Source organism: Clostridium culturomicium, from assembly GCF_000821305.1.
Taxonomy (GTDB): domain Bacteria; phylum Bacillota; class Clostridia; order Clostridiales; family Clostridiaceae; genus Clostridium_J; species Clostridium_J culturomicium.
In genome coordinates this window covers 19,326-44,290 of record NZ_CCXK01000015.1, presented here as the reverse complement: position 1 = coordinate 44,290, position 24,965 = coordinate 19,326, and the positions used below count along the sequence as shown (strand labels likewise).

Below are 24,965 nucleotides of genomic sequence, written 5' to 3'. Positions count from 1 at the left end.
TCTTACAAAGTGTTTTTATTATTCTGCAACTGAATAATCAGTGTTTGTTAATGTGAATATTTCTTCAAACCCTTTTGTCATATGAAGTTTGTGATCTTTAGTAACAAAGATTGCATCTACGCCTTCAAGAGATTCTATAAGTTTTAGACCTTCTTCTACACCAAGAGCGAATAAAGTTGTTGAAAGTGAGTCTCCGTCGATAGAGAGGTCGGAAAGGATTGATACACCAAGTATTTCATTTTCATATGGAAATCCAGTTTCAGGACTTAGGATATGATGATATTTTTTACCGTCTTCTTCAAAATATCTTTCATAAATTCCAGAAGTAACAACTGATTTGTCTGTAACAGTTACATATCCAATTGTTGAATCTCCGTCATTTTCAGGATTTTGAACTCCAACTTTCCAGTCACTGCCGTCAACTTTATTGCCTAAAACAAATATGTTACCACCAAGATTTACGATGGCACTTTTCACACTATTATCTTTAAGAAGTTTAGCAACTTCATCAGCAGCATATCCCTTAGCGATAGCACCTAGGTCTATTTTCATTCCAGGCTTTTTTAAGTATATTGTACTGTTGGCTTCATCAATTACAACATCTTCATAATTTATAAGGCTTTTAGCTGTTTCTATATCTTCTTGAGTTGGAACAGCAGCCCATTCAGTACCAATACCCCATAGCTTAACTAAAGGACCAACGGTGATATCCATAGTTCCGTTAGAAAGTTTAGAGTATTTTAACCCTTCTTTAACTACAGTTAAGGTGTCTTTAGATACTTTAACTGGTTCAATTCCTGACATATCGTTAACTAAGTCAAGTTCAGTACCAGTTTTATTAATACTTAAAATATCTTCAAGTTCTGAAAGTCTGGCAATAGCTTTGTCGATAATTTCCGTATCGTCACTATCATATAGGGTTATAGTACATACAGTTCCAAGTACTAGGGCTGTTTTACTTGTAGGTTCAGCCGGTACTTTTGATTTTGAGCATCCTGCTAATATTGTAATTGTCATAAGGACAGCTAAGAAACAGGAAAGTTTTTTTAAATTCTTCATGTGTGCCTCCTATAGATTATAATTGTGTTTATATAAATTTATTTGAATAGTTCAACTTCTGTGGTTGTGGTATTTCTAGATTTTGCGGCATCAATAGCAGCTGTTGCTAAGGTTTTAAAATCCTTGTGGGATGTTGTCGCACCAGAAATTGCATCTATTTTATCAGGGTCTTGAGTATCCACAAGCTTTTGAGTGTATTGAGCTATATATTCATCAGGGGTTATGCCTACTGCTGATGCCATTTTTTCACCATATGCTGTATTTCCACTTTTGGTTGTACCATCTTCTGCAGTGTATTCAAATTTGGCATCGGAGATTCTTCCGCTGGAAACGGTGATTGTAACAGACGCTTTCCAGCCATGAGCATCATATTTTAAGTCTTCTGCAGTATAAGTCCCATCCTGAAGAGCTTTATTTCCACAACCAACCATGAAAGTAGTTAAAATAGAAACAAAAAATAAAGTTATAATTCCTTTTTTCATAAATTAATCCTCCTTTTCTTAGAAATTTTTGTATATAAAAATCGTTAAATTTAAAAAGTACAAAACTAAAATTTTTAATAAGGTTTAATAACTTTGATTGTAAAATTTAATTCTACATATAGTATATGTAGTTTCGCGATTACAATTATATATGAATTGTAGTTCTTAGTAAATGTAATTAAAATAATTGTAACAATATTTTATGATTTTTGATGAGTTTTGTAGAAAAAGTTATTTTATTAACAAAAAATACGTGTAAAATTATATTTAATACTGTTATAATTATTTAGGTATAGTATAAGTGGATGTTCCAAGTTTAAATTTGGTCAGCATTAACTTATTACTTTCAATTAATAATTGAAAAAAAGTTTAATTAAAAAGTCAAAAGATGGGTGATGAACGTATGAAAATAATGAAAGTAATGAAAAGATTAGATGTTGTAATAATAGGACTATTGTTGATTGTTTCTTTTGTACCATATCTTATGTTTAAAAATAAAAATAAGAATATTGATGAAAGTCAGCTGTATGCGATTGTTACTGTCAATGGAAAAGTGTTGGCAGAAATAGATTTATCAGCTAAGAAGGATGATGAATTTACGATTGAAACTAGTGAAGGAAATAACAAGATTGTAGTACATGATGGAGGAATATCTATAGTTGAGGCAGATTGTAGTGATGGAGTTTGTGTTAATCAAGGGGTTGCAAAGAGACCAGGTGATATGATTGTATGCCTTCCACATAGAGTAATCATTGAAGTTGTTGGTACAGACAATGGGGATAAAGAACAAGATGTAATTTCTCAGTAGAGGTGAAAAAATGAGTACAAGAAGTAGTAATATGAATTTAAGAAAAATGATATATATAGCGTTATTAGTGTCTATGTCCTTAGTACTTCATATTTTTGAAAATATGATACCAGTGCCTTTTATAACTCCTGGTGCAAAGCTTGGCCTTGCAAATATAATTACAGTTATAGCTCTATACACTTTAAAGGATGGGGAAGCTTTTTTAGTGTTATTATTAAGAATTGTTCTTTCAGTAATGTTTGGAGGAAGCTTATCGAGATTATTATATAGTCTTTCAGGTGGAGTATTAAGTTATTTAATGATGGTTGTTACTAAAAGATTATTTAAAAATAAAGTCAGTATTATAGGGGTGAGTTGTGTAGGAGCTGTATTCCATAACATTGGACAGTTGTTTGCATCAGCCCTTATTGTACAAACAATGAGCGTAATGCTGTATTTGCCAGTAATGAGTATAGCTGGTATTGGAACAGGTATATTTGTAGGTATAACAGGAGAGTTTGCGGTTAAGCATCTTAAGAAGATATATGGTGAAGATAGTAAGTGGATGTCTTAAATTTGTAAATTATATCTCAAGATAAATGCTGGGGGGGGTTTTATGTATATTGACCAGGAGATTCTTAATTGGGCTTTAAATAGCTTAGGAGAGTATATGGTTATTGTTGATACAAAGGGAATAATAATAATGATGACCGATGGATATAAGGAATTTTTAGGTTGTGAAAATCCAGAAGGAAAGCATGTAACCGAAGTAATTGAAAATACAAGACTTCATCTTATTGCACAAGAAGGCTCAAATGAGATTGGTACAATTCAAGAGGTTAGTGGGCATAAAATGATATCCATGAGAGTTCCGATGATTATCAATGGGGAGCTTAAGGGTGCTATTGGCAGAGTTATGTTCAAGGATATAGATAACCTAAAAATATTAAATAATAAGATTATGAATTTAGAGCAGGAGCTGGAGTTCTATAAGAATGGTATTAAGGCTGAAAACACAGCTCAGCATACATTTGATAGACTTATAGGTGTTGATAGTGGTTTTAGGGAGATAGTTAAATTTGCAGAGAAGGTTGCAAAGGGAGATTCCTCAGTATTGATTACAGGGAAAAGCGGTACAGGCAAGGAGCTTTTAGCTGAAGCAATTCATAACAGCAGCAAAAGAGCTAGAATGCCATTTGTAAAAATTAACTGTGGTGCAATTCCTCCAGAATTATTTGAATCAGAGATGTTTGGATATGAGGAAGGTGCTTTTACAGGAGCTAAGAGAACAGGAAAAAAAGGAAAGTTTGAATTAGCTGATGGAGGAACTGTTCTTCTTGATGAAATTGGGGACATGCCGCTTTTTATGCAAGTAAAGCTTTTAAGAGTACTACAAGAGAGAGAGATTGTTAGAGTTGGAAGTAATGATGTAAGAAAGATTGATGTCAGAATTATTGCAGCAACTAATAAAGATTTGCAGTCCTTAACTAAAGAAGGTAAGTTTAGAGAAGACTTATATTATAGACTAAATGTCATGCATATAAATATACCATCATTAAAAGAGCGTATTGATGATGTTGAAGAGTTAGCAGAACACTTAAGGGTAAAGTTATGTAACAAGTTTGGGGTTTACAGTGAAGGCATTAGTAAAGAAGCTATAGATTATTTAAAAAGCTATGATTGGCCAGGAAATGTCAGGGAACTTGAAAATGTAATTGAAAGAGCTATAAATCTTTTAAATGCAGAGCTTATTATTATGCCAGAACATTTACCTAAAAAGATTCTTCAAGCCAATAAAGAAATTATAATTAATCAAGGGAAGCAGTTAAAGCACGTTACAGATGAGTTAGAAAAAGAAATGATACTGCAAGTACTTAATGAAAGTAAAGGAAATAAAAATGAAGCAGCTAAAAAATTAGGGATTAGCAGACAAGGTCTCTACAAAAAAATAAAGAGACTGAATTTAGAGATATAACAAAATAAAATGTGTAAACTTGAGTTGACATGTCAATTAAGTTTACATATTTATTTTTGTGAAGAAAAAAGTTATAAAAGTTCATATTAAGTAAGTAAAATATAGATTAAAGGGAAAAAGGCTTATAAAGCAAAGAAAAAATAGATTTGTTTGCTATATATATAATTAAATGGTAAAATGTAATAAAGAGGTGTGTAAACTTTAGTTTACACGTTGAAAAGAGGACATTTTTGAAAAGGTTTATTTACAAGGGGTTTGGGAAAAAGCAAAGTTGGCATGGGAATTGCTATAGTATATAATGCGAAAATTTTTCAGCAGCAATTTATGTTACGGGGCATAACTCAACATTTAGATTTAACATAGATTGATAAAAAATATATTATAAGAGAAAAGGATGGGTTAAAAATGAGAGAAGTAGTTATTGTAAGTGCAGCAAGAACAGCGTTAGGTTCATTTGGGGGAAGTTTAGCTAAGTTATCAGCAGTTGAAATTGGAACTATAGCAGCTAAGGAAGCAATAAATAGAGCTGGAATAGATGCAGCTATAATAGAAGAAGCTATAATTGGTAACGTATTAAGTGCAGGTCTTGGACAAAACGTTGCTAGACAAGTAGCTTTAAAAGCTGGATTAAGTCAAGAATCATCAGCTACAACAATAAATAAGGTATGTGGATCAGGAATTAAGGCTGTAGGATTAGCAGCTCAAGCAATAAAGGCTGGAGATGTAGATGTTGTTTTATGTGGAGGAACTGAATCAATGAGTAATGCTCCATATGTTATGCCAGGTGCAAGATGGGGACATAGAATGGGTGATGCTGGTATCGTTGATACAATGATCAAAGATGGTTTATGGGATGCTTTCAATGATTACCACATGGGAATAACAGCAGAAAACATAGCAGAGAGATGGGGAATTACTAGAGAAGAGTTAGATGAGTTTGCTTCACATAGCCAATTAAAAGCTGAAACAGCAATAAAATCAGGAAGATTCAAGGATGAAATAGTTCCAGTTGTGATTCCACAAAGAAAAGGGGATCCAGTTGTTTTTGATACTGACGAATATCCTAAATTTGGAACAACTATAGAGAAGTTAGGAAAGCTTAAGCCTGCATTCAAAAAGGATGGAGTTGTTACAGCTGGAAACTCATCAGGAATTAATGATGGTGCAGCAATGTTCATCGTTATGTCTAAGGAAAAAGCAGAAGAGCTTGGAGTAAAATATTTAGCTACAATAAAAGCTTATGCATCTTCAGGATTAAATCCAGAAATAATGGGTTATGGACCATTTAAAGCAGTTACAAAGGCTTTAGAAAAATCAAACCTAAAGGTTGAGGATTTAGATTTAATTGAAGCTAATGAAGCTTTTGCAGCTCAATCTATAGCAGTTGTTAGAGATTTAGGATTTAACACAGATATAGTAAATGTAAATGGTGGAGCTATAGCTTTAGGCCATCCAATAGGAGCATCAGGAGCTAGGATTTTAACTACTTTACTTTATGAAATGGAAAAGAGAAACAATAAAACAGGTTTAGCAACACTATGCATTGGCGGAGGTCAAGGTATAGCTATTGTTGTTGAACGTTAGTATTTAGTAAATAGTTTATAGTTTTCAGGGAAACTAAAAATTATAATAGTATAAATCTTATTAAGCAACCCAAAGTATTAGACAAAAAATCAGTTCATAACGTGGACTGATTTTTTTATTGAACTAGATAGATTTATTGGTAAAATGTACCGTATCAAGAAAGTAAAATAAATTAAAAAATATGAGGGCGAAAAATGAAACTATTTGCGAAAAAAATCGTATATAGAAGTAAATGATTATATTATGATATTATGATATACTTTATGTAGGAATTATTATTTTAAAAGTGTTAGGAAAGGAATGTGACTATGGATAAGAATCAAAATTCTGGTGAAGTTAATGAATTACCTTCATCACAAGATAATGGTAAGAAATTACCTAATAAAAAAGCTATAATCATAGGAGTTTCTTCCGTAATAACTGTAATTCTATTAGCGGTAATTGGAATATCAGTACATATCAATAAAACAGTATCAGTTTATGATACATTAATAATGCCAGGTGTAATTATTGAAGATATAGATATGAGCGGAAAAACAAAAGAGGAAGCTATCGGACTTTTGAATGAAAGATTTAGCAATACAATTGGAGACAGATTAGTAACGATTACTGCAGGTGACAAGACCTATAAAATAAACTATAGTGATTTGGATGTACAATTCAACATAGAAGAAGTAGCTGAAAAGGCATTTAAGTTTAATAGGGAACTTGGTGTTATGGACACCTATAAATATTTAAAAGAGCCATCAACGCATAAGATAGAAATTGAGTTCACATATAATGGGGACATAATAAACTCAGTTGCAGCAACAATGGAAAGTGAAATCAATGTTGAAAAACAAAATGCTACTATAAGCAAAAGTGGTTCTGGATTTACTGTAACAGACCATGTTGTAGGTAAAAAACTTGATGTACAAGCACTTGTTGATGAGATTAACTCTAAGGTAGCTTCAACTAAAGAAGGAAATATAGAAGTGGAAGCTGTTATAAATGAAGACATACCATCTAGAACAAGAGAAGCACTTGAAAAAGTTAGCGTCCAAATTTCATCAGCAACTACTTATTATTCTAATTCTGATAAAAATAGAAATACTAATATATACTTAGGTGCTAAAACTATAAATGGTTTATTATTAATGCCAGGTGAAAGTTTTAGTTTTAATACTTTAGTTGGTGATACAACTCCAGATAAAGGATATATGCCAGGCGGTGTATATGTAGGGAATAAGGTTGAAGTAGGATATGGTGGAGGAATATGCCAGGTTTCATCAACTTTTCACAATGCAGTTATAAAAGCAGGTATAATACCAGATCAAAGATTAAATCATAGTATGCCAGTTGGATATATGGATCTTGGAATGGATGCTACTATAGCTTATGGATATATTGATTATGTGTTTACAAACCCATTTGAATATCCAATATATATAGAAGGGTATACTTCATCAAATTCTGTAACATTTGCTCTTTATTCAGATCCATCAGTTATTGATGGAAAGTCTTATGAGTTTGTAAGAGATGTGTACAGTGTAACTCAACCAAAGACAGAATATAAGGATGAGCCGACATGGGAAGTAGGAAAAGAAGAAGTAGAGCAACAGCCTTCAACTGGATATAAGGTTAAGGTTTATAGAGTAACTTATACTAACGGTGTTGAAACTGAAAGAATTTTAATGAATGATGATAATTATCAAACTGTTAATAAGATAGTTAAAAGAGGAACTAAACCAAAAACAGAAGCGCCAGCTGAGAATCCAGCAGGCTAACGTATGAAATAAAAGGTTAACTCATTTTGAGTTAACCTTTTATAATCTTTAATAAAATTGAACAAACTATATAGAAGAAAGGATGTGAGTAAAGTTGTTGGCATAAATGCTGACGCTGAAGGTATGAATTATTATGAAGAGTTTTCAAAGCATCTAGTAGAAGATGAGAAACCATCTATTTATTTTAATAATTTAGTTGAGAATGGGGAATTTCCTACAAAGTATCCCTTTGAGGTACTTTTAAAGTTAAAAGGTGTTGAACAAAATCCTAAGTATCATCCAGAAGGAAATGTGTGGATTCATACCATGATGGTTATAGATGAAGCTGCAAAGCGTAGAAGTCGTAGCAAGGATTCAAAGGCGTTTATGTGGGCAGCTCTTTTACACGACGTAGGTAAACTAACTACAACTAAATTAAGAAGAGGAAGAATAACTTCTTATAATCATGATAAGGCTGGGCTTCAAATAGCAGAAGATTTTCTTACTGATATGGGATACAACAAGAAAGATGAATTTTTTAAGCACGTGGCAAACCTTGTAAGGCTTCATATGCAGATTCTTTTTGTGGTGAAGGACTTAGAGTATGCGGATTATAATAAAATTGCAAAAAGTGGCTATATTGAAGAGGTAGCTATTTTAGGTATTTGTGATAGATTGGGTAGAGGTCCAATTACCCAAGAAAAGGTAGATGAAGAAGAAAGAAATATTGAAATTTTTCTTGAAAGGTGTAACAATTATATAGAGAAGAAAAAAAAGATGGCTGAAAAGTATAATTACACCTATGAGTAAAAGTATTATAGCCGTTAATAAGTTAGATAAGGGTTAAAGGGTAAGTTGTTAATGAAGAAGAAAATTTTAAATATATTAAAGAAATATGAAGGCGAATATATATCAGGAGAGAGATTAAGTGAGGAATTAGGAATTACCAGAGCGGGAATATGGAAACATATGAAAAGCTTAAAGGAAGCAGGATATGAAATAGAGTCTGTTTCGAATAAAGGTTATAAGCTTATAGGAACTCCTGACAAAATAGATGAAGAAGAGGTTTCACCTTTTTTAAAGACTAAATATATAGGAAGAACCTTTAATCATCATGAAGAAATAGATTCCACTAACACAGAGGCTAAAAGGGAATGTGCAAAAAATATCATAGAAGGTATGGTTGTCACGGCAGAAGCTCAAACCAAGGGCAAAGGCCGTTTGGGAAGACAGTGGGAGTCACCGAAAAGCACGGGAATATGGATGTCTATAGTTTTGACTCCAGAGATATCTCCGGTATTGGCGCCTAAAACTACTATAATTGGTGCAGCTGCAGTATACAGTGCATTAAGGGATATGGGGATAGATGTAGGGATAAAATGGCCTAACGACATTGTAATGGCAGGGAAAAAGGTCTGTGGTATATTAACTGAAATGAATGCAGAGATAGATAGAGTAAATTATATTATTTTAGGAATTGGAATTAATGTAAACATGGATGAGTTTCCAGAAGAGTTGAATGAGAAAGCAACTTCATTAAAAGTTCAGTTAAGTGAAGAGGTTAGCAGAAAGGAACTAACAGCTAAAGTTTTAAATTACTTAGAATATTATTATGATTTATTTAAGAGCACAGGCTCAATTAAAGAAGTCATCAATATTTGTAGAAAAGGTTCGGTGCTTCTTGGAAAAGAGGTTAGGGTAATTAATGGTGGTCAAGAGACAATCTGTACTGCTTTAGATATTGATGAAGATGGAGAGCTTATTGTGAAATATAAAGATGGAAGTCTTCATAAGGTGCTTTCAGGGGAAGTTTCAGTAAGAGGAATTTACGGGTACGTATAAAATAAGGTGTTATTAATACTTTTGAAGGTATTAATAACACCTTATTTTTTTATAAAAGTTAGGAAAAATTATTATTGAATTAGAAAAACTTTATGGTTGCATTGATTGGATAATCCTTTTTTAGTTCTAAGAGAATATAGGAGAACCAAGGTTCCTTTCGTTTATTTGTACATGAACCTGGATTTAAGTACATAGTTTTACCCTTAGTAAATATACATGCTTTATGGCTATGACCAAAGATTATTATATCGAGTTTTTCATCTTTAAAAGTATCCATAACATTGTCTAAAGTATTTTTCTTTGGACCATCTCCATGGCAGATGCCTATTCGATAATTTTCCAGGGTTAAGATATGCTTATCGGTGAGAAGACTTCTTAGCTTTGATTTATCATTGTTGCCATACACTCCAATAAAGTCAGTATATTCCTTAAGTAAGGAAATTACTTCAGTTGAAGTATAATCGCCTGCGTGAATTATTAAATCAACGTCTTTAAGGTTTTTTAATAAAAATTCCTTTAGTTTAGAAAAATGTTTACTCATGTGTGTATCGGATATAATTCCTATCTTCATGTTAAGACCTCACATTCAAATGTACCTAATAATAGTATAAACAGAATTGCATTTTTGTGTGAAAGTAATTATCATTAAAATTAATAATGTTAAATAAATAAAATTAATTAATAATTATTATTTGTGATTGATAGAAATATTATTTAATTTGTATTATAATATTATTATAAGATTATATTGTATAGCATATATATTTACAGATTGTGATTCATGTCGAAAAGTGTAGCAACATTTAATAGTTCATAGTATACTAGTAATATAATTTAAAATTTCTTGAAATTAAGAACATATTTAATAATTGGTATGAATGGGAGTGGATGAAATGAGTAATAAAGTTATGGATATCATAAAAGATACTACGTTAACTTATGAAATGAAGGTTTTAAACTTAGCTAAAGAAGCTGAGAATTCTATAGAAGTACTAGATAAATCAAATAAAACTAAAATGTATCAAAATGCAGGTGTTATTTGTGATCTTTTCGAAGGTAATGCACCATATAGACCAAGATACATCGTGCCAGATTATGAGGAGTTCATGAAAAATGGAAGTAAGTTCTTAAGATTAGAACCAGCTACAGATATTTGGGAGGCTGTAAATAACCTTCTTATTCTGTACAAGCATGTTCCATCAATAACATCTTTCCCTGTATATGTTGGAAATATTGACACTTTATTAGAACCATATGTAAAGGATGAGGCGGAAGCTAGAAAAGCTATTTCTTTCTTCTTAAAGCACATAGATAGAACTATTACAGATTCTTTCTGCCACGCTAATATAGGTCCAGCTGCAACTAAAGCTGGAAGAATAATATTAGAAGTTGAAAGAGAGCTTCAAAATTCTACTCCAAATATAACTTTAAAATACTCAAAAGAAACACCAGATGAATTTGCTATAGAAGCTATAAAAACAGCATTATCTTGTGCTAAGCCAAGCTTTGCTAACCATGAAATATTCTCTTCAGACTTAGGAGAAAACTATGGAATAGTGAGCTGCTACAATGGATTAAATATTGGTGGCGGAAGCTATACTTTAGTAAGAATGGTACTTTCTAAACTTGCGGATATGGCTTACAACACAGACCATTTTTTAAATACATTATTACCTGACGCTATAGATGCAACTCTTGATTATATGGATAAGAGAATTAAATTTATAGTAGAAGAGAGCACTTTCTTTGAATCAAGCTTTTTAGTTAGAGAAGGTTTACTTTCAAGAGATAGATTTAGTGCTATGTTTGGTTTAGTAGGTCTTGCAGAGTGTGTAAATACACTTCTTGGTGCTACAGAGCAAAAGGACAGATTTGGCTATGGAAAAGAAGCTAATGAGCTTGGAGAAACTATTATAAAAGCAATGTATGAGAGAGTAAATGCCCATAAAGTTCCTTATTGTGAAGTTTCAGATAATCACTATCTGCTTCATGCACAGGTTGGAATGGATTGTGATGCTGGAGTAAGTCCAGGATGTAGAATTCCAATAGGGGAAGAGCCAGCAATCTATGACCATTTAGTTCAAAGTGCTGTGTTCCATAAATATTTCCCATCTGGAATTGGCGATATCTTTAAATTTGATGAAATGGCTAAAAACAATCCAAAATCAATCTTAGATATCATAAAAGGTGGATTTAATGTAGGATTAAGATACTTCTCACTATATTGTGATGACTGTGATGTTATAAGAATTACAGGATACCTTGTTAAACGTTCTGACATAGAAACTTTAGCAAAAGGAGAGCAAGTTCTTAATGATACAGTTGTTCTTGGATATGGAGCAGCTAAGAATTCTAAGATTCTTGAAAGAAAATTAAGAGAAGAGAAGAACAATTATTAATTAAAATTTAAAATTGATGAAGAAATCCAGCAATGCTGGATTTCTTTAAATTGGATGAAATTCTGCTGGAATTTCATCTAATATTCTAAATTCTAAATTTAATAGAGGGTGTGAGAAGTAGCATGGAAAACAGAAAAGGAACCATAGGATATATAAATAAGATTATACCTTTCAGCAATGTTGATGGTGAAGGAAACAGAATGGCAATATTTCTTCAGGGGTGTAACTATAATTGTTTATACTGTCATAACCCAGAAACTATAAATAGATGTGTAAGCTGTGGTAAGTGTGTGCCTGAATGTCCAGTTTCTGCAATTACAATGGTAGATGGACAAGTTGAGTATGACATTGATAAGTGTGTAAACTGTGATAAATGTGTAGCAGCTTGTGATAAGAACAGTAGTCCTAAAATTTCTAAACTAACAGTTGCAGAGATATTGGAAAAGGTAGAAAAGGTAAAGTTATTTATTTCAGGAATTACTGTATCGGGAGGAGAATGCAGTCTTCAAAGTGACTTTTTAGTAGAATTATTTACTGAAGTTAAGAAGCTTGGATTAACGACTTTCATGGATACGAATGCATCTACAGCTATATGTGATAATAAGGAGCTTTTGGCTGTAACAGATAAGACAATGATTGATCTTAAGGCATTTAGTTCAGAAGAAAATAAAATGCTTACTGGAATTGATAATGAAATGGTTATAAGAAATATAAAAGAGCTTGGTGCCATGGATAAGATATATGAGATAAGAACGGTGGTTGTACCAGAAGTCCTTGATAATAAACGTACAGTGGATGAGGGAAGTAAGCTGATAGCCAGCATAAATACAGAAATACAGTATAAATTAATTAAATATAGACCTATGGGAGTACGAAAGGAATTATTGAATACTTCAAGTCCAACAACTGAATATATGAAAGAACTTGAAGCAATAGTTAATGGAAATGGTATAAAGAATACTCTTATTGTTTAGATTTAAATTGAAATTGGAATTGAGAAGTAATTCCTTAAAATAAAAAGCAGAAACTTTACTATAAAGTTTCTGCTTTTTATTTTATTTAGGATAGAGGGAGAAGAATTTCAAACTCTGTGCTGAAGCCTTGGGAAGGTGGATTCTTTAAGCTTATTTTCCCATGATGTTCTTGTACAATTTTTTTAGCTATAGCAAGTCCTAATCCAGAACCTTCTTTGGTGCCACGGGAGGAATCCCCGACGACAAAAGGTTCAAAGATATGTTCTGAGGATTCATTAGGAATTCCCAGGCCATTATCTCCTAAAGTTAGCTTTACCTTATCATCGGCTTTTTCAATATTAAAAAACAGTGTAGTTTCTCTTGGGTTATACTTAAGGCAGTTTGAAATAATATTCTCAAACACTCGTGTTAATTGAAAAGAATCAATGCTGCATGTGAGGATTTCTTCAGGAATATCGGCATCTAAGAGGAATCCTGCAACTTCAAGTTCATCATATCTTTCAGCTAAGTACTCTCTTGAAAATTCACAAATATCAACTTTAGTTAAGTTTAGTTTGAAATCAGGGTGGTCTAATTTATTATACTCACTAAAGGAATTTATAAGCTCAGTAAGCGATTGTGATTTTTGATAAATAATATTTAAATATAAATCTTTTTGATCATCCTTAATTATGTTATCACAGATTGCTTTGGAATAGCCTTGAATTACTGTGATGGGAGTTTTTAAATCATGGGATATATTAGCTAGGATTTTCTTTTTTTCATTTTCAAGCTTTTTCTTTTGAGCTTCACTTTCAGATAAGCGTCTTGCCATGCAATTAAAATTATCACATATTTGAACAAATTCTGTTGGTCCAGAATAGTTTATGCCCATATCATAATCACCTGTGGAGAAATTAAGGATTGCCTCATCGAGAAGAGCTAATGGTTTGTTGACTTTTCTATGAAGCCAATATATAAAGCAAATTATCATTATTAAATATAAAATTAAAAATGTCCATAGGGTATATTTAATGGTATGAGAAACCTTTATTAAGGTTTTGTTATTTATAAGAGACTTTAATAGGATCATAGTGTAGTTTTCACCATCATTACCTTTAAAGGAATACTTCATAGCCTCAAAGGAGTTGTTGATGTTACGAGTCAAATAAGAGAATTCTAGTGGGGTTAAGGTCGATATATTAATATTTCGAGTATTATAAATTACATTAAGCTGTTCATCGAAAATCCAAAGTTCTTGATTAACAGCAGTTTTATTTTTATATACATAAGATGTTACCAAGATTCTCTCTTTGTCATTAGCATCAATGTATGTCTCTGCATGTGTATAGGAGTTCATATTATAATCAGGTATTAAAAGTAAATCGTTTGAACTATAGGTTGTATTAATATTATCACTACTTTGATATATAGGTTTTAGATTTTCATCTAGAATAACAATAGAGCCGTCAATATCTAATAAATCCTCCACAGGGAAATCCTCATAGTTGCCATTCTTAAGGATATCTAGGTATAAATCAGGAGTAGAATTTTCCTCATTTTTTAACACCCCTGAAATTCTTAGAGTAGCAACTATGGCAATGAAAGAAAAGCTTATTACAAGAGCTAAGGTAAAGGAAATATAGTTTCTTGCTAAAAGCCAATAAAAGTGACCTTTTTTACGTTTATTTCTTTTCAACTTTATACCCAACCCCCCGTACGGTTTTAATAAAAATGGGATTCTTAGGATTGTCCTCAAGCTTGTCTCTAAGCTTAGAAATGTGAACCATAATAGTATTATCGTCACTTTCAAAATATTCACCTTTAATATTTTCGTATATTTGAAGTTTAGTATAAACCCTTCCAGGTGACTTCATTAAAAGGTGAAGTATTCTGTATTCAGTTGGTGTTAGAAAAAGTTCTACACCATTCTTTTTAGCAGTGAAATTTGTTAAATCTAATTCAATAGTACCAATGATAATTTTATCATATGGTTCCTTTGATGGTTCGTCTTTGTTTAGATCATAGAAGCGTCTCAGGTTAGATTTTATACGGGCTATGATTTCTAAGGGGTTAAATGGTTTTGTCATATAATCATCTGCACCAATGGAAAGACCTAAGACTTTATCGCTAACTTCATTTTTAGCAGATAGGATAATCACAGGCAAGTTGCTAAGTTGTCTTATACGTTTTGTTAATTCATAGCCATCCATTTTTGGCATCATTATATCTAGTACAGCTAAATCAATTTTTATATTTTTAAGAATCTCTAATGCATCAACTCCATTTGTGCAGGTTATTACGTCATAGCCGTCATTTTCTAAATAAAGTTTTAGCAGCTTTATGATATCTTCGTCATCTTCAACTACAAGAATTCTTTGTTTCATATATTACACCTCAAAATTAATAAGTAAACTGTTTATAAAGTTCATCTGCCTTAACAAAAGTATAACCTTTATCAATTAAAACAGGAATAGTTTTTTCTAGAGCTTCTATTATACGTTTAGGAGCCTTCCATCGGAGAGGCATATGATACTGCAGTTCCTAGTTCGTTTTAGGAGTTTAGCTGAGATTATATCAGAGGTTGTGTTGCCACGCAAATCTTCAGTCATAACATCCCACAAAACCAGATTTAAATTGTATTTTTAATATATTTTGCAGTGAAAATATTAAATAGTCCCCAAGGTGGTCGATAGAAGGGGACAAGTATACCTAGGTTATTTAAGATTTTAATACTTTCCTTAAAATCATGTTTTGTGTAAAAAGATGAAGCCCACATACTGTTTCTATGGGAGAGTAAGTGCAAACCAATGGAATTACCTTCATCAATAAATCTATTTATAATTTCAGGATCATATTGAGCAAAAGCAGCTACAACAAAGAAGGTAGCTTTAATATTAAATTTAGCTAGTAAGTCAAGAAGCTGATTTGTAAAGCGAGGGTCAGGTCCATCATCAAAGGTTAAGCAGATTGTTTTTGAGGTAGTACTTCTAAGCCTAGGAAGAGGTTTTATTACTCTATAATAGACGGAAGGCAGTACCCCATATAAGAGAATTTCTGCAAGTATTATTACAAATATCATTAATATTGCTTTCATCAACGTAATCCTTTCTTAAATTTAATTCTTTAATAATAGCTTTGCTATCAAGTTCAGATTTTAATGTTTTCATATTATTCTTATAAAGATTTAATTTTGATTCATCTTTTAATAATTTTATTAGGTTTAGTGCTGTGTCACCACTATTATTCAAAGTAACTACACCAAGCTATCTTTTAGCTATATATCTTGCATTAGATATTTCCTGAAGTAAAAATAGATTTATAATATATAATGGAATTTCAGCATAAAGAGCTTCGAATACAGTTATTCCACTTGCTTTGGATATTAAAATATCGGAGCTTTGCATGTATTCATAAACCTTGTCTGTATAGAGTATGGTATTAAAGGATGGATACTTAGATTTAAGACTGTGAAATAGATTTTTATTTTTTCCAGTTATAATAGTTACATCTATAGAATGCCTTCAGCAAGTGCATCATAGATATCATCAGAAAAAGAAATTAATCCGACACCACCACCCATAATTAAGACTTTTTTTCTTATATTATTACTCTGTTTATGCTGGAGAAGTTTAAAGTTCTTTTTACTGGAATACCACTGATACGAATTTTTTTAGGTGAGATGTCTTTTTTTACTAATAACTGTTTTAACTCGTGAGTTCCAACAAAATATACATCGGTATTTTAGCAAGCCATTCAGCATGGTCAAATAAATCAGTAATATAAGTGAAAAGGGGAAGAGATATATTTCTATATTCCTTATAGGCTGAAATGTATTGAGAGCCTATTGGAATGGTGGAGATTATAATGTCTGTACAGGTTTTATTTAGAAGTTTCTCTATTCTATTTATAAAAATTCTTTTGAAAGGTGCAGAGCTATAATTTTTCGAAGCTTTGCACATTACGTTATATAGGGTAGAAATTTTTCTTACTAAGCAGTCAAACCCACTATAAATTAGGTTGATGATGGAAGGTACTATATAATCAAAGATATTAACTATTTGCACTTCTGCATAAGGCATAGTGTCAGTTATTTCCTCTTTTATTGCCGCTGAAGTAGAGTAATGTCCCATTCTAAGTCGTCCTGTTAAAATTAATATATTCATATGTTTCCACCTCTTTAATATTTAAGTCAATGAAGGGAAAAGGAGTTTCCATAAGTGAATGTTCAAAGCTTTGATTTGGTAACTCGAACTTATGCTTTTGGTACTCCTTTAGATGCAGAGAAAATTACTTTCCATATATATAATATAATATAATCTACAAATATAAAATTAATATTTATGTATCCTTAAGTTTTCTTAAGGTTAGCTAGTGGAAAGTTAGGTTTAATTTTACAATTAGAATTTTAAATAAAAAAATGCCTAAAGCATTTTAATTAATGCTTTAGGCACTTCATATTAAAAAAAGTTTACTTTACTAGTTTTCAGCTAATATTTCAGCAATGTTCATTGCATGGTCTCCAACTCTCTCAAGGTTACTTATTAAATCAAGGAACATTGTACCCACAGTTGCATTACAGATTCCACTGTTTAATCTTCTTATGTGAGAGTTTCTTAAAGCTTTTTCAGATGCATCGATTTTATCTTCAAGTTTTCTAACTTCAGCAGCGCCGTCTTTGTTATAGTCTGCAAAGCAAGCTAAGCTATTATCGATACATTCAATACAAAGTTTAGCCAGGTTACGAATTTCGTTTATGGCATCTTCAGAGAAGTTAAGATTTTTATCTACCTTTTCTCTAGCAAAATCAGCTATGTTTTCAGCGTGATCACCAATACGTTCTATGTCATTAACTACATGGAAGTATGAAGCAAGCTGAGCTCTCTGAATATCACTTATATCAGAGTTTGAAAGTTTAACAAGGTATCTTGTGATATCACCTTCAAGTAAATTTATTATAGATTCATTTTTATATACTTTATCAATTAAATCAGAGTTACCATTCATAAAACCATCTAGGGCATATTGTAAGTTTTTCTTAGCTAGGTTACCCATTCTAACAACTTCATTAGTAGATTGACCAAAGGCTATAGAAGGAGTTTCTAAAAGTCTGTCATCAATAAATTTAACCTTTGGAAGTTCTTCAGATTCATCTTCTGGAAGCAGACGGTTAACTAGAGCAACAAGATATTTAGTAAATGGTAATAATAAAATTGTGTTAGTTACGTTAAAGATAGTATGAGAGTTTGCAATTTGTCTAGCAACTTCTTCTCCACCAGCTCCAGGTGTAATAGATGTAACGAGAGTTTGAAGTAATCCACGAATTGGCGGGATTAAGAAAATTAAAGCACCAATCACATTAAAGAAGAAGTGAATTAGAGCAGCTTTTTTAGCAGCATTTGTAGTTCCAAGACTTGAGATTAATGCAGTAACACAAGTTCCAATGTTACTTCCAAGTAAAACCGGGATTGCAACGTCTATAGGAATTACACCAGATGATGCTAAAGCTACTAATATACCCGTCACTGCTGAAGAACTTTGAATAACAGCAGTCATAAGTGCTCCAACTAGCAAGCTTAATATTGCATGGCCTCTTAATCCAAGAATTAAGTCAGTAAATATCACAGATTCTCTAAGAGGTTTCATTGCCCCAGACATATTGTTTAGTCCAAGAAAAAGTATACCGAATCCAAGAGCTATGTATCCAATTTCTTTAAGATTTTTCTTTTTATTAAATAAAACAAAGGCAGCACCTATTGCTATGAATACAGGAACTATTGAAGAAAAGTTAAATGTTATGAGCTGAGCAGTAATTGTTGTTCCTATGTTAGCCCCCATAATTACATATGCAGCCTGCATAAGGTTCATAATTCCAGAGTTAACGAAACCAACAACCATAACTGTAGCAGCACTACTACTTTGGATAAGCATAGTAACAACGGCTCCTGTTATTACGCCTTTTATAGGATTAGATGTTATTTTATCGAATATACCTTTAAGTTTATCTCCTGCAAAGTTTTCAAGTCCATCTCCCATCATTTTCATACCGAATAGGAAAAGCCCAAGTCCACCAAGAAGATTAATTACTAAAAACAAGTCCATGTGATGTAACCTCCACAAAATAATTTGTATTTATGTTATGTATTTATATATTAAACATACAATAAACTTAAAGAGAATTTAATAGAATTAACATAGGTTTAACATAGTGTGGACAAGATTTAACCTAAACTTAACATAAGTGACACTCCAAATCTTTGATTTGGTTAATGGAACTTACTCCACCGAATGAAGAGAGTAGGAATTGTCTATAAAAAATAAAGTCATAATTTGGTCAGATTAATTTAAGTATTTAACGAAATAGGAAGAAGGGATAGGTATGTAAAAATTTTTTTATGATAATAATAAGAAGGAAAAATCAGAAATTCATAGAATTATATATTAAAGTGAAAGGATGTGGGTTTATGGACTTTAACACAATAATAAAAAAGGCAAAGGCAACTGAATATCTTGGACATTTTGATATTATTGAACAAAGGGAAGCTATAAAGAACCTTGTTATTTTTGAAAGTGAAGCTGATAACCTTGAACAAGACATTCCAAAGCCATGGAAGGTTAAACGAAAGCATTTTGATAGAGCAAAGGACGAGGCACCAACCTTGGTAAAAATCAATATTTATAATGAAGTAGCTGATGCCATTGATGATATGGTAGCATACGATAATATTACAGAGGAATATATTGAGCTATTAAAAATGTACCCTGAACATACAGAAAGACTTTTGAAAGCAAAATATGAGGCTTTAAATAAAAGTATTAGTAAAGTTAAAGAGGATAAAAAGGGAAAAATCATTCCAATCATGGATAAAGCAAAAGCATGCTTAGAGGAAATTGGAAGAAGATTTAAATAATAAATCTTTATTATTTTCAAATGAGATTTATCAAGGTGAAGACTTGTACTTCACCTTTTTTTTATGTATAATATTAAGGTAAAATAAAACATAGGCAGTTCGTAAGCCTCCTGCCTTTAAATAAAACTACGGCATTGAAATCTTTTGTATCATTGATCGATATGCTATAATTTTATTCATTTGAATGAAGTTATAGCTTAATTTTGCGATTAGTGATTTGTTTTGAAGATTACAAGGCTGTCAGATTAATGACGGTCTTTATTTTTTCTACGCATTTTTAAAATCAGATGTATTAGATTGGTGTTGATGGGAAAAATATAATGCCTTAGTATATTTAGGACAGGAGTATGGCTAATTGAGGTGACATAGATTTCATTGTTTTATCTTAGCGTAAGATAAAATGCTGGGAGCAGGTCTGTGAAATTCAGGAGGTATTATATTTATGAACACTAATCAAAAAACATTAAAGCTGGTTAAAATGGCACTTATAGTAGCTGTATATGTAGCAGTAACAGGAATATTTGCTCCAATATCTTTTGGTAATATTCAGTTTAGAATTTCAGAGATTTTAGTTTTATTAGTATTTGTGGATTTTTTATATCTTATCCCATTAACAGTTGGGTGTGCGATATCTAACTTCTTATTTACTACTATGGGAATGGTAGACGTGGTTTGTGGAACTGGAGCGACATTCTTAGCTTTAGTTATGATTTATTTCACAAAACAGTTTATGATAAAAAGAGAAGTTAAGAATACTACAGTAGTTTTATTTATGGCTTCTATATGGGCAGCTATTGTAAATGGATTTATTATCGGAGCAGAACTATATTATGTGCTTCAGCTTCCATTTTGGCTTTCAGTTGTACAAGTAGCCGTTGGAGAGTTTGTTGTAGTTTCAATTTTGGGAGTAATTGTATTTAAATATATTCTTTCAAATGATAGACTTAAGGACAAATTAATATTAGGATAAAAGTTTAATAAGAGCAGGGTTATGTTTAAAGTGGATTTAAACATGACCCTTTTTATTTATAAAAAAGCTTAAACTTGTGAATATATAATTGAAAAAAATAGATTATAGGTAATGGAGGAAAATATATTAGCGAAAAATTAAACATTTTGTAACCTTATAGACGAATAGTTGTACTAAAATTTGAAGTAGATAAATAAGAAAAGAAGGAATTTAAAATGGAAGCGAAACGAAGGAAAAGACAGAAAACACAGACTAGAAAAATGCAAAACTTTAAAAGATGGCTGATTTTGCTTGGCGCTATAGTTATAGTTATTGCGGCTGTGGGATGTAGAAACAAGGTAAGCAGCGATAAGGATGATAGTAATAAGGGCAGAGAATATCTACTCCAACTTGAACAGCAGGATTTAGATATGGTAGAAGCCAAAATAGAAGATCATCATAAAAAGGTTGATTTAGAGACAATAGAAAGTGGAGATTTCAAGACAATATATGAAGATACTGTTTTTATGGGAGATTCTATCACGGAAAACTTAGTTTTTAATGAGATTGTGGACGAATATAATGTTATTGCCAATATGGGGGATACTGTAAGAAAGGCCATGAATTATATTTCAGTTTTAGAGGGAATCCAGCCTAAAAATTTGGTGATGTTATATGGTATGAATGATGTTATTTTATTTGAAGAAACAGCAGAATGGAATTCAATTGATAGATTTAAAGAGGATTATAAGGCTCTTATTCAGGAAATTAAGAATAAGCTACCAAATACAAATATATATGTCCAATCTCCTTTGCCTGTAACTTATAAGGCAACAGCAACGAATTCTAGGTTAACAAATGAAAACTTAAAAAGATTTAGAGAGGCTGTATTGCAGATATGTGAAGAAGAGGGAGTAACTTATGTGGATATAAGTGTTTTAGCTGGGGAAGATAGTGGACTTCATGAAGCAGATGGAATTCATTTTAAAAGGGAGTTCTATGATAAATGGTTAGGGTATCTTAGGGGCTTTATGAATAAATAGAATTGGAGTTAGGTTGTAATGAAAAGTTATAAAAGAGAGTATTTCATTTTAGTAGTAGTGGTATTAATTACTTTTATAGGACTTTACAATGTTTTAAAAATTAAAGAACCAGATATGGAAAAGTTAAAGACAAAAATATTGGATTCAGCTGATTTGAACAATATGGTTGAAGGTGACGCTCAAAGGCTTAGAAAGCTTTATTATATAAATAAAAATCAGGTTGAAGATTTTATATTCTTTGCACCAAAGACTAATATGGATGCCAGTGAGATTTTAATATTAAAGGCAAAATCCAAGGAAGATTTAACTGAGCTTAAAGAGAAGGTGGAGACTAGGCTTGAAAAGTCAGCAAGTAGCTTTGAAAGTTATAGACCAGAGCAATATGAGTTATTAAAGCACAAGGTATTGAAGGTTAGGGGAAACTATTTAATATTAATTGTTTCAAAGAGTGCTTCGGAAATTGAAGAGCTTATAGAGGAAGAGTTTTAACAAAAGAATATTTTAAATTGGAGTGAGAGAATTGGTTTTTAGCAGCATAACATTTTTATTTATGTTTTTACCCCTGGCCTTAATTGCTTACTATGCAGCTCCAAGATCATGGAGAAACATGGTTATACTTTTATTAAGTTTAGTGTTTTACGCCTGGGGAGAGCCAGTCTATGTGTTTTTAATGATTGGCTCTATAGTTTTGGATTATTTTGGCGGTCTTTTAATCCAGCATAATAGAAAAGATAAAAATAAACAGAGATTTATCTTTGTTACAGTTTTAGTCTTAAATTTAAGTGTATTAGTTTTCTTCAAATATTATGGTTTTATTATTGCTAATATTAATAGTGTTTTAGGAACAACCCTTCAAATTAGGGAACTTCCATTACCCTTAGGAATTTCCTTCTATACCTTTCAGTTAATATCTTATATTGCTGACGTGTACATGGGAAAGGTAAGGGCACAGAAGAATATTATTAATTTTGGAGCATATATTTCCATGTTTCCACAGCTTGTTGCAGGTCCTATTGTTCAGTATAGTGACATTGAAGAGCAGCTTAATGAAAGAGAAGAATCAATATATAAGTTTGGTGAAGGAGCCGAACGATTTATCTGTGGATTAGGGAAGAAGGTTCTGCTTGCAAATAACTTAGGGTTAATCTGGAGAGAGATTAAGGTTATGCCAACGAGTGAACTTTCTGTAGTAACAGCCTGGGTAGGTATAATTGCCTTTACCCTACAGATTTATTTTGATTTTAGTGGATATTCAGACATGGCTATCGGCCTTGGGAAAATCATGGGATTTGAGTTTTTGGAGAATTTCAAACATCCATATATGTCTCGCAGTATTTCAGAGTTTTGGAGAAGATGGCACATATCTCTTGGGTCATGGTTTAGAGATTATATCTACATTCCACTAGGAGGTAACAGAAAGGGCCTTATAATTCAACTTAGAAATCTTTTCATTGTTTGGTTTGCAACAGGGTTATGGCATGGGGCAAGCTGGAACTTTATCGTATGGGGAGTATATTTTGGTGCTCTAATTTTCTTAGAGAAGGTATTTTTAGGGAAGCTTTTAGAGAAGGTACCAGCTGTGATAGCTCACGGATATACATTAATAGCGGTGGTTGTAAGCTGGGTATTCTTTGAAGCTGTTACCGTTGGCGGAGCTTTTGATTATATAGGTGTAATGTTTGGGTTTGGAGGAAATGCTGTGATTGATGGTATGGCAAGATATACCGTCAGAACTAATTTCATAGTATTAGCAATAGCTATAGTGGCAGCAACACCTCTTATAAGAAGCTTAATAAACAAGCTTAAAACAAAATATGATTTTAATGGAATTGTGGCAGTGGTTTTATGTAATATTACAATCTTGTTCATTGCAACAGCATACTTAGTTAGTGAAAGTTATAATCCTTTCCTATACTTTAGATTTTAGGATTGGAGGGTGAAAAAATTGAATAAAAAAAGAAATTATAATAAGGCTTATGGCGTGCTTATGGCTGTAGGATTTATTTTATATATCGGTGCAGTAGCAATTTTAAATGGTTTAACAAAGGATAAGGAGTTTTCGGAGGAAGAAAATAGAAATCTGGAGACAAAGCCAAAGTTTACAATTGGTAGCTTTATAGAGGGAACTTACGTAAAGAATTATGATAGTTATACCTCAGACCAATTTGCAGGAAGAAACTTCTTTGTAAGATTTAAATCAAGATTAGACTCTTTAGCTGGTAATGATGAAAAGCAGGGTGTTTTTATTGGCAAAGATAGTCAATTGCTTCAGGATTTTCAGATAAGGACAAAGGAGGAAACTGAGGCGAAGGTCCAAGCAATAAATAGCTTTGCAGATAGTTTAGAAGGAGTAAATACTACCTTCATGCTTGCACCAACAGCAACTAAGGTGCTAGAAGAGAAGTTACCCAAATATGCACCAGTAGATGACGAAGGAGTGTTTATTGAAAGTATAGGAAGTATGTTGAGTGAAAATGTAAAGTTAGTTAATCCTACAAATGAGCTGAAAAATAATAAAGATAAGTATCTTTATTATAAAACAGATCATCATTGGACCACTAAGGGAGCTTATATTGCATATCAAGAGCTATGTAGAGCTTTAGAGATAGAAGCTGTAACTGAAGAGAACTTTGTAGTGGAACAGGTTACAGATGAATTTTATGGAAGCTTAAGTTCAAAAATTGGAAGCAAAAATGGTCAGCCAGATTCAATTGATATATACTTTCCAAAGGAGAATTCAGAGATTGTTGTTAACTATATCAGTGAACAGAAAAAAACAACAACCTTATATGACAGCAGCAGTTTAGAGAAAAAAGATAAATATGAAGTATTTACAGGAGGGAATCATCCACATATTAATATCAAAACCTTAGGTGATACTTCAAAGAAACTATTAGTTATAAAAGATTCTTATGCCAATAGTATGCTGACATTTTTAACTCCACATTATGGAGAAATTGATGTTATAGACTTAAGATATTACATGGATGATGTTAAAGCACTTGTTGAAGCTCAAGGAATAACTGATATATTATTTCTTTATAATGTAAATACCTTTAATGAAGATGATTCTATATTGAACCTTGAAGTAGAATAATAGAAACCTAGAGAGGATTTTGTTCCTATCTAGGTTTTTTTGTATAAATAATGAGTTTAAAAGAGAAGTGTTTATATAACAGTTTTATGTAAATATATGGTAAAATATAAAATGAAATATTTATATTTTTAAGAGGTTA

At 31.8% G+C, this 24,965-nt stretch carries 24 protein-coding genes; 15 read left to right on the top strand and 9 right to left on the bottom strand.

Going from position 1 to position 24,965, the window contains the following annotated elements:
* Positions 1-18 precede the first annotated feature (18 nt).
* A complete protein-coding gene (locus BN1075_RS07140; RefSeq protein ID WP_040192450.1) occupies positions 19-1,059 on the bottom strand; it encodes an FAD:protein FMN transferase in 1,041 nt (346 codons plus the stop codon).
* Positions 1,060-1,097: 38 nt separating this feature from the next.
* Positions 1,098-1,541 carry an FMN-binding protein gene (locus tag BN1075_RS07135; protein ID WP_042387081.1) on the bottom strand — a complete coding sequence of 148 codons (444 nt, stop codon included), beginning with the start codon at positions 1,539-1,541 and terminating at the stop codon, positions 1,098-1,100.
* Between the two features lie 403 nt (positions 1,542-1,944).
* Between BN1075_RS07135 and BN1075_RS07130 the strand changes: the two genes are divergently transcribed.
* The 7 genes from BN1075_RS07130 (at position 1,945) to BN1075_RS07100 (ending at position 9,474) form a co-directional block, all read left to right on the top strand.
* The gene (locus tag BN1075_RS07130; protein WP_052406447.1) at positions 1,945-2,349 is read left to right on the top strand and encodes a NusG domain II-containing protein; all 405 of its coding nucleotides are present in this window, start codon (positions 1,945-1,947) and stop codon (positions 2,347-2,349) included.
* 31 nt (positions 2,350-2,380) lie between these two features.
* Positions 2,381-2,902: a Gx transporter family protein gene (locus BN1075_RS07125; protein ID WP_040192863.1), complete on the top strand. Its 522-nt coding sequence runs from the start codon at positions 2,381-2,383 to the stop codon at positions 2,900-2,902.
* Positions 2,903-2,944: 42 nt separating this feature from the next.
* A complete protein-coding gene (locus BN1075_RS07120; protein WP_040192449.1) occupies positions 2,945-4,303 on the top strand; it encodes a sigma-54 interaction domain-containing protein in 1,359 nt (452 codons plus the stop codon).
* A 405-nt stretch (positions 4,304-4,708) separates the two neighbouring features.
* Positions 4,709-5,887, top strand: coding sequence for an acetyl-CoA C-acetyltransferase (locus BN1075_RS07115; protein WP_040192448.1), 1,179 nt, complete (start codon positions 4,709-4,711; stop codon positions 5,885-5,887).
* A 308-nt stretch (positions 5,888-6,195) separates the two neighbouring features.
* Entirely contained in the window at positions 6,196-7,653 is a 1,458-nt protein-coding gene (locus BN1075_RS07110) for a VanW family protein (protein ID WP_052406446.1), read from the top strand.
* An 84-nt stretch (positions 7,654-7,737) separates the two neighbouring features.
* The gene (locus BN1075_RS07105; protein WP_235777766.1) at positions 7,738-8,442 is read left to right on the top strand and encodes an HD domain-containing protein; all 705 of its coding nucleotides are present in this window, start codon (positions 7,738-7,740) and stop codon (positions 8,440-8,442) included.
* 51 nt (positions 8,443-8,493) lie between these two features.
* Positions 8,494-9,474 (top strand): biotin--[acetyl-CoA-carboxylase] ligase, encoded by a 981-nt coding sequence (locus tag BN1075_RS07100; protein ID WP_040192447.1) that lies wholly within the window; start codon positions 8,494-8,496, stop codon positions 9,472-9,474.
* A gap of 79 nt (positions 9,475-9,553) precedes the next feature.
* Here the strand turns inward: BN1075_RS07100 and BN1075_RS07095 are convergent, their stop codons facing one another.
* Positions 9,554-10,045, bottom strand: a complete 492-nt coding sequence (locus BN1075_RS07095; protein WP_040192446.1) for a metallophosphoesterase family protein — start codon at positions 10,043-10,045, stop codon at positions 9,554-9,556.
* Between the two features lie 322 nt (positions 10,046-10,367).
* On the opposite strand from BN1075_RS07095, the gene BN1075_RS07090 reads away from it, so the two are divergent.
* Together BN1075_RS07090 and BN1075_RS07085 are read left to right on the top strand one after the other, a co-directional pair.
* On the top strand, positions 10,368-11,873 hold the full coding sequence (locus BN1075_RS07090; protein ID WP_040192445.1) for a YjjI family glycine radical enzyme: 1,506 nt from the start codon (positions 10,368-10,370) through the stop codon (positions 11,871-11,873).
* Between the two features lie 122 nt (positions 11,874-11,995).
* Positions 11,996-12,847 carry a YjjW family glycine radical enzyme activase gene (locus BN1075_RS07085; RefSeq protein ID WP_040192444.1) on the top strand — a complete coding sequence of 284 codons (852 nt, stop codon included), beginning with the start codon at positions 11,996-11,998 and terminating at the stop codon, positions 12,845-12,847.
* Positions 12,848-12,932: 85 nt separating this feature from the next.
* On the opposite strand, the gene BN1075_RS20675 is transcribed toward BN1075_RS07085, so the two are convergent.
* From BN1075_RS20675 to BN1075_RS07060, 6 genes are all read right to left on the bottom strand, one after another.
* Positions 12,933-14,525, bottom strand: coding sequence for a HAMP domain-containing sensor histidine kinase (locus BN1075_RS20675; protein WP_052406445.1), 1,593 nt, complete (start codon positions 14,523-14,525; stop codon positions 12,933-12,935).
* Complete coding sequence (locus tag BN1075_RS07075) at positions 14,512-15,213, bottom strand: response regulator transcription factor (RefSeq protein ID WP_040192443.1); 702 nt, start codon at positions 15,211-15,213, stop codon at positions 14,512-14,514. The genes BN1075_RS20675 and BN1075_RS07075 overlap by 14 nt, the downstream gene beginning before the upstream one ends.
* A gap of 245 nt (positions 15,214-15,458) precedes the next feature.
* Positions 15,459-15,923 (bottom strand): polysaccharide deacetylase family protein, encoded by a 465-nt coding sequence (locus BN1075_RS07070; protein WP_052406444.1) that lies wholly within the window; start codon positions 15,921-15,923, stop codon positions 15,459-15,461.
* Between the two features lie 169 nt (positions 15,924-16,092).
* The gene (locus BN1075_RS22490) at positions 16,093-16,329 is read right to left on the bottom strand and encodes a glycosyltransferase (RefSeq protein WP_407637969.1); all 237 of its coding nucleotides are present in this window, start codon (positions 16,327-16,329) and stop codon (positions 16,093-16,095) included.
* Positions 16,330-16,533: 204 nt separating this feature from the next.
* On the bottom strand, positions 16,534-16,992 hold the full coding sequence (locus BN1075_RS07065; protein WP_040192442.1) for an MGDG synthase family glycosyltransferase: 459 nt from the start codon (positions 16,990-16,992) through the stop codon (positions 16,534-16,536).
* Between the two features lie 313 nt (positions 16,993-17,305).
* Positions 17,306-18,928 carry a Na/Pi cotransporter family protein gene (locus BN1075_RS07060; RefSeq protein WP_040192441.1) on the bottom strand — a complete coding sequence of 541 codons (1,623 nt, stop codon included), beginning with the start codon at positions 18,926-18,928 and terminating at the stop codon, positions 17,306-17,308.
* A 362-nt stretch (positions 18,929-19,290) separates the two neighbouring features.
* Here BN1075_RS07060 and BN1075_RS07055 point away from each other — a divergent pair, with 362 nt between their 5' ends.
* The 6 genes from BN1075_RS07055 (at position 19,291) to BN1075_RS07030 (ending at position 24,826) form a co-directional block, all read left to right on the top strand.
* Positions 19,291-19,737, top strand: coding sequence for a hypothetical protein (locus tag BN1075_RS07055; protein ID WP_148315475.1), 447 nt, complete (start codon positions 19,291-19,293; stop codon positions 19,735-19,737).
* A 442-nt stretch (positions 19,738-20,179) separates the two neighbouring features.
* On the top strand, positions 20,180-20,707 hold the full coding sequence (locus tag BN1075_RS07050; RefSeq protein WP_040192439.1) for a QueT transporter family protein: 528 nt from the start codon (positions 20,180-20,182) through the stop codon (positions 20,705-20,707).
* A gap of 215 nt (positions 20,708-20,922) precedes the next feature.
* Positions 20,923-21,729, top strand: coding sequence for a GDSL-type esterase/lipase family protein (locus BN1075_RS07045; protein WP_052406443.1), 807 nt, complete (start codon positions 20,923-20,925; stop codon positions 21,727-21,729).
* Between the two features lie 18 nt (positions 21,730-21,747).
* Positions 21,748-22,218, top strand: a complete 471-nt coding sequence (locus tag BN1075_RS07040) for a DUF4358 domain-containing protein (protein ID WP_040192438.1) — start codon at positions 21,748-21,750, stop codon at positions 22,216-22,218.
* Between the two features lie 31 nt (positions 22,219-22,249).
* Entirely contained in the window at positions 22,250-23,656 is a 1,407-nt protein-coding gene (locus BN1075_RS07035; RefSeq protein WP_040192437.1) for an MBOAT family O-acyltransferase, read from the top strand.
* A 9-nt stretch (positions 23,657-23,665) separates the two neighbouring features.
* Positions 23,666-24,826 carry a DHHW family protein gene (locus BN1075_RS07030; RefSeq protein ID WP_052406442.1) on the top strand — a complete coding sequence of 387 codons (1,161 nt, stop codon included), beginning with the start codon at positions 23,666-23,668 and terminating at the stop codon, positions 24,824-24,826.
* Positions 24,827-24,965: the final 139 nt, after the last annotated feature.

Excerpts from the sequence above, each read along its gene's own strand:
- BN1075_RS07140 (WP_040192450.1), bottom strand. The coding sequence starts at position 1,059 with ATGAAGAATTTAAAAAAACTTTCCTGTTTCTTAGCTGTCCTTATGACA.
- BN1075_RS07100 (WP_040192447.1), top strand. The coding sequence starts at position 8,494 with ATGAAGAAGAAAATTTTAAATATATTAAAGAAATATGAAGGCGAATAT.
- BN1075_RS07040 (WP_040192438.1), top strand. The coding sequence starts at position 21,748 with ATGAAAAGTTATAAAAGAGAGTATTTCATTTTAGTAGTAGTGGTATTA.
- BN1075_RS07075 (WP_040192443.1), bottom strand. The coding sequence starts at position 15,213 with ATGAAACAAAGAATTCTTGTAGTTGAAGATGACGAAGATATCATAAAG.
- BN1075_RS07095 (WP_040192446.1), bottom strand. The coding sequence starts at position 10,045 with ATGAAGATAGGAATTATATCCGATACACACATGAGTAAACATTTTTCT.
- BN1075_RS07070 (WP_052406444.1), bottom strand. The coding sequence starts at position 15,923 with ATGAAAGCAATATTAATGATATTTGTAATAATACTTGCAGAAATTCTC.
- BN1075_RS07120 (WP_040192449.1), top strand. The coding sequence starts at position 2,945 with ATGTATATTGACCAGGAGATTCTTAATTGGGCTTTAAATAGCTTAGGA.
- BN1075_RS07130 (WP_052406447.1), top strand. The coding sequence starts at position 1,945 with ATGAAAATAATGAAAGTAATGAAAAGATTAGATGTTGTAATAATAGGA.
- BN1075_RS07085 (WP_040192444.1), top strand. The coding sequence starts at position 11,996 with ATGGAAAACAGAAAAGGAACCATAGGATATATAAATAAGATTATACCT.
- BN1075_RS07090 (WP_040192445.1), top strand. The coding sequence starts at position 10,368 with ATGAGTAATAAAGTTATGGATATCATAAAAGATACTACGTTAACTTAT.
- BN1075_RS07045 (WP_052406443.1), top strand. The coding sequence starts at position 20,923 with ATGGAAGCGAAACGAAGGAAAAGACAGAAAACACAGACTAGAAAAATG.
- BN1075_RS07055 (WP_148315475.1), top strand. The coding sequence starts at position 19,291 with ATGGACTTTAACACAATAATAAAAAAGGCAAAGGCAACTGAATATCTT.
- BN1075_RS07110 (WP_052406446.1), top strand. The coding sequence starts at position 6,196 with ATGGATAAGAATCAAAATTCTGGTGAAGTTAATGAATTACCTTCATCA.
- BN1075_RS07115 (WP_040192448.1), top strand. The coding sequence starts at position 4,709 with ATGAGAGAAGTAGTTATTGTAAGTGCAGCAAGAACAGCGTTAGGTTCA.
- BN1075_RS07065 (WP_040192442.1), bottom strand. The coding sequence starts at position 16,992 with ATGAATATATTAATTTTAACAGGACGACTTAGAATGGGACATTACTCT.
- BN1075_RS07135 (WP_042387081.1), bottom strand. The coding sequence starts at position 1,541 with ATGAAAAAAGGAATTATAACTTTATTTTTTGTTTCTATTTTAACTACT.
- BN1075_RS07050 (WP_040192439.1), top strand. The coding sequence starts at position 20,180 with ATGAACACTAATCAAAAAACATTAAAGCTGGTTAAAATGGCACTTATA.
- BN1075_RS07125 (WP_040192863.1), top strand. The coding sequence starts at position 2,381 with ATGAATTTAAGAAAAATGATATATATAGCGTTATTAGTGTCTATGTCC.
- BN1075_RS07060 (WP_040192441.1), bottom strand. The coding sequence starts at position 18,928 with ATGGACTTGTTTTTAGTAATTAATCTTCTTGGTGGACTTGGGCTTTTC.